General features: G+C 67.1%; 13 protein-coding genes. 10 read left to right on the top strand and 3 right to left on the bottom strand.

Features of this window, described 5'->3' with window-relative positions:
• Window positions 1–292: 292 nt before the first annotated feature.
• Entirely contained in the window at window positions 293–2,026 is a 1,734-nt protein-coding gene (locus tag MKK63_RS08965; RefSeq protein WP_244000785.1) for a patatin-like phospholipase family protein, read from the bottom strand.
• 327 nt (window positions 2,027–2,353) lie between these two features.
• Here MKK63_RS08965 and MKK63_RS08960 point away from each other — a divergent pair, with 327 nt between their 5' ends.
• From MKK63_RS08960 to mmsB, 4 genes are all read left to right on the top strand, one after another.
• The gene (locus MKK63_RS08960; protein WP_244000783.1) at window positions 2,354–3,103 is read left to right on the top strand and encodes an SDR family oxidoreductase; all 750 of its coding nucleotides are present in this window, start codon (window positions 2,354–2,356) and stop codon (window positions 3,101–3,103) included.
• A 408-nt stretch (window positions 3,104–3,511) separates the two neighbouring features.
• Window positions 3,512–4,582: a multiple monosaccharide ABC transporter substrate-binding protein gene (gene chvE, locus MKK63_RS08955; RefSeq protein WP_244000781.1), complete on the top strand. Its 1,071-nt coding sequence runs from the start codon at window positions 3,512–3,514 to the stop codon at window positions 4,580–4,582.
• Window positions 4,583–4,776: 194 nt separating this feature from the next.
• The gene (mmsA, locus tag MKK63_RS08950) at window positions 4,777–6,312 is read left to right on the top strand and encodes a multiple monosaccharide ABC transporter ATP-binding protein (protein ID WP_244000779.1); all 1,536 of its coding nucleotides are present in this window, start codon (window positions 4,777–4,779) and stop codon (window positions 6,310–6,312) included.
• Entirely contained in the window at window positions 6,309–7,535 is a 1,227-nt protein-coding gene (gene mmsB / locus MKK63_RS08945; protein WP_409564492.1) for a multiple monosaccharide ABC transporter permease, read from the top strand. The genes mmsA and mmsB overlap by 4 nt, the downstream gene beginning before the upstream one ends.
• A gap of 155 nt (window positions 7,536–7,690) precedes the next feature.
• Here the strand turns inward: mmsB and MKK63_RS08940 are convergent, their stop codons facing one another.
• Complete coding sequence (locus MKK63_RS08940) at window positions 7,691–8,662, bottom strand: polyprenyl synthetase family protein (protein WP_244000775.1); 972 nt, start codon at window positions 8,660–8,662, stop codon at window positions 7,691–7,693.
• Between the two features lie 156 nt (window positions 8,663–8,818).
• Between MKK63_RS08940 and mtgA the strand changes: the two genes are divergently transcribed.
• Together mtgA and MKK63_RS08930 are read left to right on the top strand one after the other, a co-directional pair.
• Window positions 8,819–9,469, top strand: coding sequence for a monofunctional biosynthetic peptidoglycan transglycosylase (mtgA, locus tag MKK63_RS08935; protein ID WP_244000830.1), 651 nt, complete (start codon window positions 8,819–8,821; stop codon window positions 9,467–9,469).
• Between the two features lie 404 nt (window positions 9,470–9,873).
• Window positions 9,874–10,524, top strand: coding sequence for a hypothetical protein (locus MKK63_RS08930; protein WP_244000773.1), 651 nt, complete (start codon window positions 9,874–9,876; stop codon window positions 10,522–10,524).
• Between the two features lie 4 nt (window positions 10,525–10,528).
• Here MKK63_RS08930 and MKK63_RS08925 read toward each other — a convergent pair whose 3' ends face one another.
• Window positions 10,529–11,767 carry an argininosuccinate synthase gene (locus MKK63_RS08925; protein WP_244000771.1) on the bottom strand — a complete coding sequence of 413 codons (1,239 nt, stop codon included), beginning with the start codon at window positions 11,765–11,767 and terminating at the stop codon, window positions 10,529–10,531.
• 199 nt (window positions 11,768–11,966) lie between these two features.
• Here MKK63_RS08925 and MKK63_RS08920 point away from each other — a divergent pair, with 199 nt between their 5' ends.
• The 4 genes from MKK63_RS08920 (at window position 11,967) to atpA (ending at window position 15,767) form a co-directional block, all read left to right on the top strand.
• Window positions 11,967–12,593: a 2-hydroxychromene-2-carboxylate isomerase gene (locus MKK63_RS08920; RefSeq protein WP_243916988.1), complete on the top strand. Its 627-nt coding sequence runs from the start codon at window positions 11,967–11,969 to the stop codon at window positions 12,591–12,593.
• 107 nt (window positions 12,594–12,700) lie between these two features.
• A complete protein-coding gene (locus MKK63_RS08915) occupies window positions 12,701–13,390 on the top strand; it encodes a DsbA family protein (RefSeq protein WP_244000828.1) in 690 nt (229 codons plus the stop codon).
• Window positions 13,391–13,607: 217 nt separating this feature from the next.
• Window positions 13,608–14,180 (top strand): F0F1 ATP synthase subunit delta, encoded by a 573-nt coding sequence (locus MKK63_RS08910; RefSeq protein WP_244000769.1) that lies wholly within the window; start codon window positions 13,608–13,610, stop codon window positions 14,178–14,180.
• Between the two features lie 54 nt (window positions 14,181–14,234).
• On the top strand, window positions 14,235–15,767 hold the full coding sequence (gene atpA, locus MKK63_RS08905) for a F0F1 ATP synthase subunit alpha (RefSeq protein ID WP_243916995.1): 1,533 nt from the start codon (window positions 14,235–14,237) through the stop codon (window positions 15,765–15,767).
• Window positions 15,768–15,859 lie beyond the last annotated feature (92 nt).

Below are 15,859 nucleotides of genomic sequence, written 5' to 3'. Positions count from 1 at the left end.
TGGCCTGCTTGGCCGTCAGAAGCCCAGAGTGGCGCAGGCGCCGGCTTCTGGCGAGAGTTGATTACGCAGGCGTTCCGGTGCTGTCCGGGTCCACAGGCAGAGCAGGACGAAGGCCGCTCCCTCGAGCAGACCCCGGGTCGGATCGGCGACGGGCGGGTTTCGGGGAGATTCGGTCATGGCGGGGGTGAGCACGATATTGAACTCCGATAGCGATCCTGTGGGAAAGATCGTTGCCGGGCCGACGGGGTTACAGGGGAGGTCATGCCCTTGTGCGCTGCCGCACGCGGACATCTCAACGCACCGGGTCCACCCAGCGCGCGAGGCTGCCGTTCTCCAGGCCGGCGCGGGTCTCGCGGTAGCCGAGCTCAGCTGATTCGCGGAACCGCGACCATGCCCGCAGGTCGATGCCAGAAAGCTGGGGTTTGAGCACCACCGTAGCATGAGTCGCCGCCATCAGGCTCTGCGCGTCGCCCGAAACGGTGGCGGCGCGCAGCAGCAGCGGCGCGAGGCCCGGCATCGCCAGCGGCGAGCCGATCAGCTTGCGCACGAAGCGGCCGGTCCAGCCGCGCGCGGGCATGTCCTGGAACGCGCGGTCGCTGCCGACATCGACGGCGAGCACCGGTCCGCGTTCCAGGTCGGCAGCGACGTCGGCCGGGAGGTTGTTCATCATGCCGCCATCGACCAGCACGCCCTCGTCGCAGAGCACCGGTGGAAGCAGGCCTGGGATCGCGATGCTGGCGCGCAGAGCCTGCGTCAGGTCGCCGGAGCGATGGATCATCGTGCTGCCGGTGGTGAGGTTCGAGGAGACGCAGAAGAACGGCAGCCACAGATCCTCGATGCGTGCGCCGCCGTAGCGGGCAGCGAGGCCCGCATCGACCTTGGCACCCCGGGTCAGGGCGTGGAGCGGCAGCGTGTAGTCGTTGATCGGGTTGCTGGTGGCGAAGAACGCCTCGATCTGCCTCTGGATCTCGGGGAGGCTCCAGCCCATGGCGACGCTTGCCGCGATGATTGCTCCCATACTCGTCCCGCCGACGAAATCAGGGGCGCACGACACTTCGTCGAGGGCCTTCAGGACGCCAAGATGGGCGAGCCCGCGGGCGCCACCGCCGCCGAGCACGAGGCCCCTGGCCGCGCCGCTGGCGAGCCGGGCGAGCCGGTGCAGATCGGCTTGCTCACCGTCGCGGAGCTGGATCCGCAGGGAAGCGGGCAGCTTGGCGACCGCCGGATGCAGCGGCTTCGGGCGCCGCGCCCCGGGATCCTGCCGGACGACGAAGTCCATGCGGATCCAGTCAGAGCGCACCCGCTCCAGATAGGCTGCCGCCGCGGGCTGCGGCGGGGCTCCGGGCTCGGCCAGCAGCAGCGCATGGTCGCCCCGGCGTTGGCTCTGCCGGCACCACGGGCAATCGATCTCGCGGGCCGCGAAGATCACGCGCGCATGCCGCGCCTCGTAGGCTTGGAACCACGCCTCGTCGGCGCCGTCCGGCCAATCCGTCAGGCAGCCGGTCTCGCCGGGCAACAGAGCGTCGAAGGCGGCGGCGAGCCGATGGGCGAAATCCGCCGGCTCCGGCCCGTCCGTCACCGACAGGATCGTGAAGATCCGGGGCGCGTGATGCACCGAGCGGCCGTCGTAGATGTGACGCAGGCGGTCGGCGAGGATGCGGGACAGGTAAAGGAGTGTCTGCGGATACTCGGCGATCACCGCTTCGAAGGCGCCGCGGGTGAGCTGCAGAAGTTGCGTATCGCGCAGGGCGATCACCGTCGCCGCCCGTGGGGCGTCGGAGAGAAGCGCCATCTCGCCGAAGATCTCCGGAGGGCGCAGCCGCGCGATCCGGGTCGGCATCCCGGTATGGTCGCGGGCCGAGACACCGACGACGCCGGAGACAAGGATGAAAAGCGCATCCCCTGGCGTGCCCTGCTCGAACAGGATCCGGCCGGCCGGCACAGTCACCGGAACCATGCGGGCGAGCACAGCCTCGACGGCCGCTGGGTCGAGCCCGGCCAGGAACGGAATCTCGGTCGCGCTCAAACCCGCCCCGCTCCGTGGATCGCTTCGGGCCGTTCGGCCATCATCCACCGTCTCTTCTTCCCGATCTCCACTGGATTTGACCTGCCTTCGACTGACTTGAGCGCCATTCGAGTGTCTAGCCCCGAAAGGAGGCCGTTAGCGCTCGCGGTCAAGACGACGGGGGCTCGAAACACGGGCGCCGCTGTCCGGTTCCGATGTGCAGCACGTATCCCCGGGCGCGATACCGACCGTCCCACATGTAACCGCGCGCCGCCTCTGACATGCCGATCCCTTCGCGCTGGCGCCGCCATCCGGTACAGCGCCGTGACACAGAAGCGGGAGGCATCCATGGCGGGCAATCGGATCGCAATCGTGACCGGAGCCGGAACCGGAGTCGGCCGGGCCGCCGCCGTGGCGCTCGCCGGCGCCGGGTGGCACGTGGTGCTCTCGGGTCGGCGGCCGGCGCCCCTCGAAGAAGTGGCGGCCGAGATCGGGGGAGACCGGTCGCTGGTGGTGCCCACCGACGTGACCGACCCCGATTCGATCGCCGACCTGTTCGCCCGCACCCGGGCGCAGTACGGCCGCCTCGATCTCCTCTTCAACAATGCCGGCATCGGCGCGCCGCCGGTGCCCCTGGAGGATCTGCCGCTCGAGACGTGGCGCCAGGTGGTCGATACCAATCTCACCGCCCTGTTCCTGTGCACCCAGCACGCCTTCCGGATCATGCGCGACCAGGATCCGCGTGGCGGCCGGATCATCAACAACGGCTCCATCTCGGCGCACGCCCCGCGGCCGAACTCGATCGCCTACACGGCGACCAAGCATGCGGTGACCGGCCTGACCAAGGCGACTTCGCTGGACGGCCGTGCCTACGACATCGCCTGCGGGCAGATCGATATCGGCAATGCCGACACGCCTATGGGCGGCAAGATGAAGGCCGGGGTTCCCCAGGCGGACGGCTCGCTGCGGGCCGAGGCGGTGATGGATCCCGCCCATGTCGGCCAGGCGGTGCTCACCATGGCGAGCCTGCCGCTCGACACCAACGTGCAGTTCATGACGATCATGGCCACCAAGATGCCGTTCGTCGGACGCGGCTGAGCCTGGCGGCCGCAGCCGCCTCTCTGCCATCGCTGTGCATTCCCAGATGCAGCGCAGCCTGCCCCCGCGCACACGATTGACGTCCCGTTCTATAACTCATACAAATTCAGCAACGAAGAACGGATGGGGTCGAACCCGTTCACACGCTGGGATAAGGAATTCCGCCACCTCGGCGTCCACTTCGCGGTGATTCCGCAAACGATCGCTATCCGCGCTCGATAGAATTCAGCACATCGGCAGATTATCAATATCCACTTCAAATACTGGAGATGGATAGCTTCGATCCGTGTCAGATCTATGCTTAAAGCATAATTGGTTATGACTCGGATTCTCCGCCGATGGTGATGGAACGCGGTGGCAAAAGGCGCAAAAAGCCTTGTACTGCCGCACGATAAACAAGGGGGAGTCATGTTCGCCAAGCAGACGTTACGCCAGCTGATCCTCGGGGCCGCGCTCCTCGGGAGTGCCTTATCGTCGGCCCAGGCCGCGGGCGGCGACCCGATCGGGGTTGCCATGCCGACGAAGTCGTCTCAGCGCTGGATCGATGACGGCAACAACATCGTGAAGCTGCTCCAGGCGAAGGGCTACAAGCCGGACCTGCAATACGCGGACGATGACATCCCAACCCAGCTTGCCCAGATCGAGAACATGCTGACGAAGGGCGTGAAGCTCTTGGTCGTTGCATCGATTGATGGGACAACCCTCGGTGACGTCCTGTCGAAAGCGGCCGAGCGCGGCGTGAAGGTGATTGCCTACGATCGCCTGATCAAGGGAACGCCCAACGTTGATTATTACGCCACGTTCGACAACTTCAAGGTTGGGGTGCAGCAGGCGACCTCAATCGTCGATGCGCTGGGCCTCAAGGACGGCAAGGGCCCGTTCAATATCGAGCTGTTCGGCGGATCGCCCGACGACAATAACGCATACTTTTTCTACGACGGCGCCATGTCGGTGCTGAAGCCTTACATCGATTCGAAGAAGCTCGTCGTGCGCTCCGGCCAGTTCGGCATGGACAAGGTCTCGACCCTGCGCTGGGACCCGGCGACCGCCCAGGCCCGGATGGATAACCTGCTCTCCGCCTATTACGGCAACGCCCGCCTCGACGCGGTGCTCTCGCCCTACGACGGTATCTCGACGGCCATCATCTCGTCGGTGAAGAGCGTCGGCTACGGCTCCGGCAATCAGAAGCTGCCCGTGGTCAGCGGTCAGGACGCCGAACTGCAATCGGTCAAGTCGATCATCGCGGGCGAGCAGACCGCGACGATCTTCAAGGACACCCGCGAGCTCGCGAAGGTGACGGTGGCGATGATCGACGCCATCGAGTCCGGCAAGCAGCCCGAGGTCAACGATACGAAGACCTACAACAACGGGAAGAAGGTCGTCCCGTCCTACCTGCTGACGCCGGTGATCGTGACCAAGGACAACTGGAAGCCGGTTCTGGTCGAATCGGGCTACTACACCCCTGACCAGCTGAAGTAAGCGCCGCGGGGCCGGGGATGCCGGTCCTTTCGATCCTGCGCCGGCGTCGCGCCGGTGCGGTCCCATCCGAAGCGCTTTCCGCCGAACCGGACGCCGGTGCGGCGTGAGCGTGCGTCAAATCAAGGATTTCGCGTCGTTCCCATCGCCGCTGCAGGGGGGAACGACGCGACGCAGACCGAGCCGGAAAGAGTCGCATGCAGCCCGTCCTCGAAATGCGGGGGATCTCCAAGTCGTTCCCCGGCGTCAAGGCCCTCAGCGACGTCAACCTCACCGTCGCGCCCGCCGAGATTCATGCCCTTGTCGGCGAGAACGGCGCCGGCAAGTCGACGCTCATGAAGGTGCTGAGCGGCGTCTATCCGCACGGCTCCTATGAGGGCGAGATCGTCTACGAGGGCCGCCCGGGCCACTTCCGGGACATCTCCGACAGCGAGCGCTTGGGGATCGTGATCATCCACCAGGAACTCGCGCTGGTGCCGTTCCTGTCGATCGCCGAGAACATCTTCCTCGGCAACGAGCCGGCCCGCTTCGGCATCATCGACCAGGATCGCGTTTACACCCGATCCCGTGAGGTGATGGCCATCGTGGGGCTCGACGAGAACCCCGATACGCTGGTGACGCATCTGGGCGTCGGCAAGCAGCAACTCGTGGAGATCGCCAAGGCGCTGTCCAAGAAGGTCAAGCTGCTTATTCTCGACGAGCCGACCGCGAGTCTGAGCGAGACCGACAGCGAGGCGCTGCTGCAGCTGCTCCTGCGCTTCAAGGATCAGGGCATCGCGTCGATCTTGATCTCGCACAAGCTCAACGAGATCTCGAAGGTCGCCGACCGGATCACCGTCCTGCGCGACGGCACCACCGTCGAGACACTCGATTGCCGGAGCGAGGCGGTGGACGAGGACCGCATCATCCGCGGCATGGTCGGTCGCACGATGGCGAACCGCTATCCGGTGCGTGAGCCGAAGATCGGCGACGTTCTGATGGAGGTCCGGGACTGGACGGCCCACCACCCGATCCATCCCGACCGGACAATGGTGCGCGGGGTCAACCTGACCGTACGCCGGGGCGAGATCGTCGGGATCGCCGGCCTGATGGGCTCGGGCCGGACCGAGCTCGCCATGAGCCTCTTCGGGCGCTCCTACGGGCAGGGCATCAGTGGTACCGTGCGGATCGACGGCGCGGACGTCGACGTCTCGACGATCGAGAAGGCGATCGCCGCGGGGATCGCCTACGTCACCGAGGACCGCAAGCAGCTTGGTCTCGTCCTGGGCGAAGACATCGCCAAGAACACCACGCTGGCCAACCTGCCGGGCGTATCCAAGGCCACGGTGATCGACGAGGACGCGGAGCACCGGGTCGCCAGCGGCTACCGGAGCAAGATGCGGATCCGCTCCTTCGGCGTGGCGCAGCAGACGGTGAACCTGTCGGGCGGCAATCAGCAGAAGGTCGTGCTGAGCAAGTGGCTGTTCACCCAGCCCAAGGTGCTGATTCTGGACGAGCCGACGCGCGGCATCGATGTCGGCGCCAAGTACGAAATCTACAGCATTATCAATGAGCTGGCCGCCGAGGGACGGGGCGTGCTGGTGATCTCGTCCGAGATGCCCGAGCTGCTCGGCCTGTGCGACCGGATCTACGTGATGAACGAGGGGCGCTTCGTGGGCGAATTCCAGCGCGAGGGGGCCAGCCAGGAGGCGATCATGCGCGCGATCATGCGCTCCAAGGACCTGAACGGATGACCGATATCCCCGCGAGCAAGCCCATGATCCCGGTCACAGAAGGACGTTCCGCCTCCATGTCTGCCAATGCGTCCCGTGTTCAGCGGGGCTTTCTGTCGATGGCGCAGCTGCGCGACTACGGGCTGGTCTTCGCGCTCGCGGTCATCACCCTGTTCTTCGAGTACACGACCGGCGGCGTGCTGTTCCAGCCGCTGAACCTCACCAACCTCATCCTGCAGAACAGCTACGTCGTGGTGATGGCGCTGGGGATGCTCCTCATCATCGTGGCGGGCCATATCGACCTGTCGATCGGCTCGGTGGTCGGCCTTGTCGGCGCGCTCGCGGCCATGTTGATGGTCCGGTTCGGCTTCGATCCGCTCACTGCGACGATCATATGCCTGGCCGTGGGCGCCGCCATCGGCGGCCTGCAGGGCTACTTCGTGGCCTATCTCGGCATCCCGAGCTTCATCGTGACGCTGGCCGGCATGCTGGTGTTTCGCGGCATGACGCTGGCCCTTCTGCAGGGCGCTTCGATCGGCCCGTTCCCGGAGGTATTCCAGCTCCTCTCCAAGGGATTCCTCATTAATTTCGCCGGCCCCTGGACAGCACTGCTGATTGCGGCCGCCCTATCGCTGATCCTGGTCGGCCTGAACTGGCGCCGCCGCGTGGCGCGGGTCCGCAACGGCGGGGAGGCGGATTCCTGGGCCTCGTTCATCTTCCGGAACGGCGTGACCACCATCGTGATCCTGGCCTTCGCCTACCAGATGAGTGCCTATCGCGGCCTGCCGAACGTGCTGCTCGTGATGTTCGTGCTGGTGATGCTCTACCGCTTCGCCACGACGCGGACCACGATCGGGCGGCGGATCTACGCGCTCGGCGGCAACCTCAAGGCGGCGCGGCTCTCCGGTATCAAGACCGAGCGGCTCACCTTCCTGACCTTCGCCAATATGGGCGCGCTGGCGGGCCTCGCCGGGATGATCTTCGCCGCCCGGCTCAACACCGCGACTCCGAAGGCGGGCGTGGGCTTCGAACTCGACGTGATCGCGGCCTGCTTCATCGGCGGCGCCTCGGCCTCCGGCGGCATCGGCAAGGTCTCGGGCGTGGTGATCGGCGCCTTCATCATCGGGGTGATGAACAACGGCATGTCGATTATGGGCATCGGCGTTGACTACCAGCAGGTGATCAAGGGGATCGTGCTGCTCGCCGCCGTCTGTCTCGACGTCTACAACAAGAACAAGGCCTGATCGGGCGGACGCCGGCAAGGTCGGCGCCGCTCGAACGATGATTCCGGGATTCCAAAGGGCTCAGCCCTTTGGCGGGTGCTCAGGGCAGAGCCCTGAGCTATTCTCCAGGGCTCTGCCCTCGACCCGCGAAAAGTTTCGACCTTTCGAAACCATACTCAGGTCTTGCGCGCCACCGTGAACCGGGCGGCGTCCCGCAGGATGCGGGCCTTCTCGCTCCAGGAACCGACCGCGTCCTCGCAGACGCCGACGAGGCGGTCGCATTCGGCCCGCGCGCCGTCGATGCCGAGGCGGTCGACCAGCGTCGCCTTGCCGGCGTCCTTGTCCTTGCCGGTGGCCTTGCCCATCGCCTCGGGGGACGCCTCGCGGTCGAGGATGTCGTCGGCGATCTGGAAGGCCTGCCCGAGGGCGAGGCCGTAGCGCAGCAAGGCCGCGCGCTGGCCCTCGTCGGCGCCGCCCACGATCGCGCCGGCCTCCACCGAGAAGGCCAGGATCGCGCCGGTCTTCATCGCCTGCATCCGCAGGGTGTCGTCCACGTCCATGTTGGCCGCGCCGAACCGGCCCTCGGCGGTCAGGTCGAGGAGCTGGCCGCCCACCATGCCGCCGAGGCCCGAGGCCCGGGCGAGACCGAGCACGAGGTCGGCCCGGATCCGCGCATCCGGCTGCCAGGTCGGGTCGGCCACGATCTCGAAGGCCAGGGTCTGAAGTGAGTCGCCGACCAGGATCGCGGTGGCCTCGTCGTAGGCCTTATGAACCGTCGGCTTGCCGCGGCGCATATCGTCGTCGTCCATGGCGGGCAGGTCGTCGTGGACGAGGCTGTAGCAATGCACCAGCTCGATCCCGGCGCCGGCCGCCAACGCCGCCGCTTCGGAACCGCCGAGCATCCGGGCGGTCTCGATCGCGAGGAACGGGCGCAGGCGCTTGCCGCCGCCCAAAACCGCGTGGCGCATCGCCGCCATCAGGCGGGGCGGCCGGGCGATCTCACCGGGGCCGACCTCCGGGCCGAGGCGCTCCACCAGGAAGGTCTCGACCGTCCCGGCGACCTCAGTCAACCTGTGGGTAAACTCGACGGCTTGCGTGCCAGCCTTGACCGAACCGGTCGGGGCCTGCGTTGAGGATGTCGGGGTCATCGGGCGCTACGTCCGGTCCTGGCCTTGCGAAAACCAATCGCGTGTCAGTTGTACGGGAACGAAATCGCGGTGAGCGGGGTGGGCAGCATGGCGGGGGCGGCGGAACGCAATCTTCCGCGCGCCCGCCCGCGGCGCTCCCGCCGGGTCCGGCAGATCGTGGGGACGCTGCTGCTGCTCCCCGCCATCGGTTTCGTCCTCGTGCTGGGTCTGGCGCTCGTCTATAGCGCGGTGATGCCGCCGTCGACCCTGATGCTGGGTCGGTGGTTGACGCTTCAGCCGGTCAGCCGCGATCCGGTTCCGCTGTCCGGCATCGCCCCGGCCCTGGTGCTGGCTGTGATCGCCTCCGAAGATCAGCGTTTCTGCCTCGATCACGGCGTCGATGTCTCGGCAATCCGCGATGTGGTGGAGGACGAGGATTCGCCGAGCCGCGGCGCCTCGACCATCGCGATGCAGACGGTGAAGAACGTCTTCCTCTGGCCCGGCCGCTCCTACATCCGCAAGGCGGTCGAGATCCCGCTGGCGTTTGCTCTCGACACCCTTTGGGGCAAGCGGCGCATGATGGAGATTTATTTGAATGTTGCCGAGTGGGGCGACGGGATCTACGGCGCCCAGGCTGCGAGCCGGCACTGGTTCGGCAAGGATGCGAGTCGCCTGAGCCGAGGCGAGGCCGCGCTTCTGGCCGCCGTCCTGCCGAACCCGATCCTGCGCAGCGCCGGACGTCCCTCCCCCGGCGTGCGCCGCCGCGCCGCGCGGATCCAGGCCATGATGGGTCAGGTGGAGGGACTTACGGGCTGCCTGCGGCGATGACCTGTCCCGGGCTCGAAGGACGCGCGCTGTCTCGCTTGATCGCGGCGAGCATGCGCCGCCGGATGAGACCGCTCACCGGGCGGACTAGTGCATCGATCCAGACGGGGGCGTCAGCCGAGTCTGGAAAAATTGATGCAAAACCAAAGAACTCGTGCTCACTCGCATGAACGAGGTGAATGCGTCAGAGCACTAGGAGGAGCCAATAGGGCTTGAACGAGAGACGTGCGGGGCGACCGGGAATTCGGTGGCCCGGCTCGGACCGGCACGGCAAACGTCGTCTCAACCCGAGAAACGAAACGCCGGTTGCTGGAAGAACCGCGACGGAAACAACGGCCGGCGGCGGTAGCAGCCGCCGAAACCGGTCTGTAAGACATGCGCCAGAACCGAAGCCAGAGCCGACACCCATGAGCGACGCCGTCTACGACCTGACCCTGGAGCGCATCGCCTTGCTCCGCCGCATGGTCGTAGCCTGGGGCGGCACCGAGCCGGGGGCGCCGACCATCCATCCGGATGCCCCCTACGGCAGCCTCGATCGGGACGGCGACATCGCCAACGTCACCGGCGACGACGAGGGGGCCGCGGATGAGCATCGCGCGCTGGAAAAGGGGCTGGCGGTCTTCGTCCAGAACGCGCAGCTGAAGCCCGGCCGCTACCAGTATCACAACGGTCTGGCGAAACTCGAGCACGGCACGGTCGGCGATGTCTTCCGGGATGCGCAGACGGGCGAGACGCCGGAGCACATCACCTTCGCGGTGACCGCCGAGCACCTCGCACTGATCCCGCATCTCGCCTTCGACTGGGATCCGGCGGGGGATGTACCGCGGGTGGATCCGACCCAGCCCTATGGTGTCGGGGACACCTACACCGCCGCCATGGGCCGCCATCTCGCGGCGGTACCGGAGGTGGCGGCCAACGACGACGAGGACGCGGAGAGGCATTGGGTCCGGCTCCACCGTGAGATGCAGCCGGCCCTCCAGATTTTTTTGCGGTATGCCGATCTCGGGCCGGGCGACTTCCAGTGCGCGGGATCACCCGCGGTCTGGAAGCCGGCCTGACGCCTCAGCCTTCGCGCTTCTTGCGCTGCGCCAGGGTCCGCAACCGCAGCGCGTTGAGCTTGATGAAGCCCGCCGCGTCGCGGTGGTCGTAAGCCACGGCGCCTTCCTCGAAGGTCACGAGATCCTGGTCGTAGAGCGAGTGCGGGCTCTCGCGGCCGATCACGTGGATGCCGCCCTTGTAGAGCTTCAGCCGCACCGTGCCGGTGACCTTCTCCTGGCTCCGGTCGATCAACGCCTGGATCATCTCGCGCTCCGGCGAGAACCAGAAGCCGTTGTAGATCAACTCCGCGTATTGCGGCATGAGCTGATCCTTGAGGTGCGCGGCGCCGCGATCGAGGGTGATCGACTCGATGGCCCGGTGGGCGGGCAGCAGGATCGAGCCGCCCGGCGTCTCGTACATGCCGCGGCTCTTCATGCCGACGAAGCGGTTCTCCACGAGATCGAGCCGGCCGATGCCGTTGGCGTGGCCCAGCTCGTTCAGCTTCGCCAGCAGGTTCGCGGGGGACAGCGCCTCGCCGTCGATCGAAACCGCGTCGCCCCGCTCGAACCCGATCGTGATGACCGTCGGCTGGTCGGGCGCCTCCTCGGGAGAGAGGGTGCGCGAGTAGACGTAATCCGGCACCTCGACCGCTGGATCCTCCAGCACCTTGCCTTCGGATGAGGCATGCAGGAGGTTGGCGTCCACCGAGAACGGACTCTCGCCGCGCTTGTCCTTGGCGATCGGGATCTGGTGCTGCTCGGCGAAGGCGATGAGCTGCTCCCGGGAGCGCAGGTCCCACTCGCGCCAGGGCGCGATCACCGTCACGTCCGGCTTCAGGGCGTAATAGCCGAGCTCGAACCGGACCTGATCGTTGCCCTTGCCGGTGGCGCCGTGGCAGACCGCATCGGCCCCGACGCGCTCGGCGATCTCGATCTGCTTCTTGGCAATCAGCGGCCGGGCGATCGAGGTGCCGAGAAGATAGACGCCCTCGTAGACGGCGTTGGCCCGGAACATCGGGAAGACGTAGTCGCGGACGAATTCCTCGCGCAGGTCCTCGATGTAGATATTCTCGGGCTTGATGCCGAGCAGCTCGGCCTTGCGCCGGGCCGGCTCCAGCTCCTCGCCCTGGCCGAGATCGGCCGTAAAGGTCACGACCTCGCAGCCGTAGGTGGTCTGCAGCCACTTCAGGATGATCGATGTGTCGAGCCCCCCGGAATAGGCCAGCACGACCTTCTTCACGGGGCTCTTCGCGGGAACGGACATGCGGCTTCCGGAACTGGGAGAGGGCTTGTGCCGCTTATCGCGGGTGGGATTGGCCTGCAACCGGCGTGCCGCTTGGCGCGTAGCCTTTGCCGAAGGATCGGCCGCGTTTCGCCTCACGGCGGCCTTGCGGCCGTGGAAGAACGGCGCGGGCGTTGCCTGTGATCACCGCCGCGAAAGTGCATTCGGAGAAGCGAAGTCTATGGCGCGCCAGCCGATTCTGGAGTTCTGGTACGAATTCGCCTCGACCTACTCGTATCTCGCGGCGATGCGCGTCGAGGCGGCGGCCGCGGAGGCCGATGTGGCGATCCGGTGGCGGCCGTTCCTGGTCGGGCCGCTCTTTGCCTCCCAGGGCTGGACCACCTCGCCGTTCAATCTCTACGCGGCCAAGGGCAAGAACATGTGGCGTGACGTGGAGCGCGAGGCCGCGCGCCTCGGCCTGCCGCCGCTGACGAAGCCCGCGCAATTCCCACAGAACAGCCTGAGCGCCGTGCGCGTCGCCGTGCTCGGCCAGGATCAGGACTGGCTGGTGCCCTTCTCGAAGGCGGTGTTCACCGCGAGTTTCGCCGAGGGCCGTTCCATCGCGGAGCCTGCGGCAGTCGCCGAGATCCTCGACACGCTCGGCCTCGACGGCACCCAGACCGTGCGCGCCGCCGCCGCGGAGGCCAACAAGACCAAGCTCCGCGTCAACGTCGAGGAGGCGCGTTCGCGCGGCATCTACGGGGCGCCGACCTTCCTGGTCGACGACGGTGAGCTGTTCTGGGGCAACGACCGGCTGGAGCAGGCCCTGGCCTGGGCGGCGGGTGACCGGCCGAAGGGCTTACGGTAGGCCGCGTATTCACGCGGTTCGGCCATCAAACCGACGCGAGCCCCTGGTTTCCCTCAGGCCTGCCCCGGCAAGGTCCGGGCGGACCCGTGATGCCCTGGACGAACCCCATGCCGGTCTCCCGACGTCTTTTCATCGCAGCCGCTGGTGCCGCGCTGGGTTCCGGTCTCGGCCATGCGGCCGCGCAATCCTATGGGCAGCGCGTCGCCGTCACCGGCGACGACGGACGGGCGGTCGCCAACACGATCCTGCCCGGCGAGATCACCGGCCAGATTTCTGCCCTGCGCGGCGTCACCTATGTCGGACCGCGCGAGGCCGGGACCACGCTCTACGAGTTCTACGATTTCAACTGCCCGTATTGCCGGAAGGCCGCCGCCGACATGGTGGCACTGCACGACAGCGACGGCGAATTGCGGATCGGGCTTTTCCACAATCCGATTCTGTCGCCGCAATCGGCGCAGGCCGCCAAGGTGATGCTGGCGGTCCAGCGCAGGCTGGGTTCGGAGGCCGCCTGGGGCTTCTATCGGACGCTGCTGGGCAAGCCCGGCCGCATCGACGGGCCGGGTGCGCTGACGGCCGCGGCTGCCCTTGGGATCCCGCAGGCGGAAGTCGAGGAGATTGCCGACAGCGAGGAGGTGCGCATGGCGCTCAAGAGCCAGATGCGCATGGCCGCTGATCTCGGGCTCTATGCCACGCCCTCCTACGTACTCGGAAACAGCGGCATCCTCGGTCATCCGGGCGCCCGTGCCCTGGCGAAGATGATCGCCAGCATGCGGCGCTGCGACCGGCTGGCCTGCTGAGACGGGGCCTGCGTCACACTTCTGCCGTCCTCACGCGCTGCGAGACGCGCCTGCCGTGTTGCGCGCGGCCATGCTGGCATGCTAGGCGGTCGCCGCGCCGCGAGGATGGTTCTCGACCCTGTCCGCTGCCGGCGCGATCCCACGTCCCGAACGGTCACGCACCGCGCTCCTGCCGGAGCGCGCGGAGCGGGCGGGCAACCAGAGAAGAGAGCGACGGGTGGCGCAGAACGGTTCCGAGGCTGGTCCCCTGGTCGCAGGCGTGGCGGGCCGGTACGCTTCCGCCCTGTTCGAACTCGCGCGCGACGAGCGCCAGGTCGCCGCGGTCGCCGAATCCCTCAACCAATTCGATCGGCTGCTGAAGGAGAGCGCGGATCTCCGCCGCCTCGTCCGCAGCCCGGTCTTCAGCGCCGAGGAGCAGGCGGCCGCCATCGGCGCCGTGCTCGACAAGGCCGGGATCGGCGGGCTCGCCGGAAACTTCATCCGGCTGGCGGCGTCGAATCGCCGGCTCTTCGCCCTGCCCGACATGATCGCCGCGTTCCGCGCCCTGGTGCAGGATTCGAAGGGCATCGTGCGCGCCGAGGTGCGGGTGGCCGAGAAGCCGTCCGACACCGTGATCGAGGAGATCAAGGCGTCGCTGCGCGACATCGCCAAGGCCGAGGTCGATGTCGACCTCGTGGTCGATCCGAGCCTGATCGGCGGCCTCATCGTGAAGATGGGCTCGCGCATGGTCGACGCCTCGCTCAGGACCAAGCTCAACGGTATCCGCCTCGCGATGCGGGCTGCGCCGTAAGCGCCCCCATCCGACCCGAACACTCATAGACGCTTTAGCGACAGAGGCCCGAGTATGGACATCCGCGCCGCCGAGATCTCCGCGATTCTGAAAGAGCAGATCAAGAACTTCGGTGAGGAAGCCGAGGTCTCCGAGGTCGGGCAGGTCCTGTCCGTCGGCGACGGCATCGCCCGCGCCTACGGTCTCGACAACGTCCAGGCCGGCGAGATGGTCGAGTTCGAGTCGGGCGTCCGGGGCATGGCCCTGAACCTCGAGCAGGACAACGTCGGCATCGTGATCTTCGGCTCCGACCGCGAGATCAAGGAAGGCCAGACCGTCAAGCGCACCGGCGCGATCGTGGACGTGCCAGTCGGCAAGGGACTGCTCGGCCGCGTGGTCGACGGTCTCGGCAACCCAATCGACGGCAAGGGCCCGATCCAGTCCACCGAGCGTCGCCGGGTCGACGTGAAGGCCCCGGGCATCATTCCGCGCAAGTCGGTGCATGAGCCGATGGCCACGGGCCTGAAGGCGATCGACGCCCTGATCCCGGTCGGCCGCGGCCAGCGCGAGCTGATCATCGGCGACCGTCAGACCGGCAAGACCGCCATCGCCCTCGACACGATCCTCAACCAGAAGCCGGGCCACGCCGCAGGCGGCGACGAGAAGGCGAAGCTCTTCTGCATCTACGTCGCCATCGGCCAGAAGCGCTCGACGGTCGCCCAGTTCGTGAAGGTTCTGGAAGATCAGGGTGCGATGGAATACTCCATCGTCATCGCGGCCACCGCCTCGGACGCCGCGCCGATGCAGTTCATCGCGCCGTTCGCCGGCTGCGCCATGGGCGAGTACTTCCGCGACAACGGCATGCACGCGGTGATCGTGTATGACGATCTGTCCAAGCAGGCCGTGGCGTACCGCCAGATGTCGCTGCTGCTGCGGCGCCCGCCGGGCCGCGAGGCTTACCCGGGCGACGTGTTCTACCTCCACAGCCGCCTGCTCGAGCGCGCCGCCAAGATGGGTGATGCCGCCGGCAACGGCTCGCTGACTGCGCTCCCGGTCATCGAGACTCAGGCGAACGACGTCTCGGCCTACATCCCCACCAACGTGATCTCGATCACCGACGGCCAGATCTTCCTCGAGACCGACCTGTTCTACCAGGGCATCCGCCCGGCGGTGAACGTCGGCCTCTCGGTCTCGCGGGTGGGCTCCTCGGCCCAGACCAAGGCGATGAAGAAGGTCGCCGGCAAGATCAAGGGCGAGCTGGCGCAGTACCGCGAGATGGCGGCCTTCGCGCAGTTCGGCTCCGATCTCGACGCCTCGACCCAGCAGCTCCTGAACCGCGGCTCGCGGCTCACCGAGCTCCTGAAGCAGCCGCAATTCTCGCCGCTGAAGATGGAAGAGCAGGTTGCGGTGATCTACGCGGGCGTCAACGGCTACCTGGACAAGCTTCCGGTCGCCAAGATCCGCCCCTTCGAGGACAGCTTGCTGAGCACGCTGCGCACGAAGCATAAGGATCTGCTGGACGCCATCGCCACCTCCAAGGACCTGTCGGACGAGAACGCCGGCAAGCTGAAGAGCGTGGTCGAGGGTGTGGTCAAGTCGATCGCCTGATGTGAGGCCCCTCCCCTCGGGGAGGGATCTTGGGCGGTGCATGGGGCTTCGACCGCCTGCACCGCCCGAACTTCCGGCTCCTTCCCGCTGAG

It is taken from the genome of Methylobacterium sp. J-088 (genome assembly GCF_022829295.1).
Taxonomy (GTDB): Bacteria; Pseudomonadota; Alphaproteobacteria; order Rhizobiales; family Beijerinckiaceae; genus Methylobacterium.
This window is presented reverse-complemented; position numbering and strand designations above follow the sequence as displayed.

Coding starts and splice junctions, on each gene's coding strand:
- MKK63_RS08960 (WP_244000783.1), top strand. CDS start 2,354: ATGGCGGGCAATCGGATCGCAATCGTGACCGGAGCCGGAACCGGAGTC.
- chvE (WP_244000781.1), top strand. CDS start 3,512: ATGTTCGCCAAGCAGACGTTACGCCAGCTGATCCTCGGGGCCGCGCTC.
- mmsA (WP_244000779.1), top strand. CDS start 4,777: ATGCAGCCCGTCCTCGAAATGCGGGGGATCTCCAAGTCGTTCCCCGGC.
- mmsB (WP_409564492.1), top strand. CDS start 6,309: ATGACCGATATCCCCGCGAGCAAGCCCATGATCCCGGTCACAGAAGGA.
- MKK63_RS08940 (WP_244000775.1), bottom strand. CDS start 8,662: ATGACCCCGACATCCTCAACGCAGGCCCCGACCGGTTCGGTCAAGGCT.
- MKK63_RS08930 (WP_244000773.1), top strand. CDS start 9,874: ATGAGCGACGCCGTCTACGACCTGACCCTGGAGCGCATCGCCTTGCTC.
- MKK63_RS08925 (WP_244000771.1), bottom strand. CDS start 11,767: ATGTCCGTTCCCGCGAAGAGCCCCGTGAAGAAGGTCGTGCTGGCCTAT.
- MKK63_RS08920 (WP_243916988.1), top strand. CDS start 11,967: ATGGCGCGCCAGCCGATTCTGGAGTTCTGGTACGAATTCGCCTCGACC.
- MKK63_RS08915 (WP_244000828.1), top strand. CDS start 12,701: ATGCCGGTCTCCCGACGTCTTTTCATCGCAGCCGCTGGTGCCGCGCTG.
- atpA (WP_243916995.1), top strand. CDS start 14,235: ATGGACATCCGCGCCGCCGAGATCTCCGCGATTCTGAAAGAGCAGATC.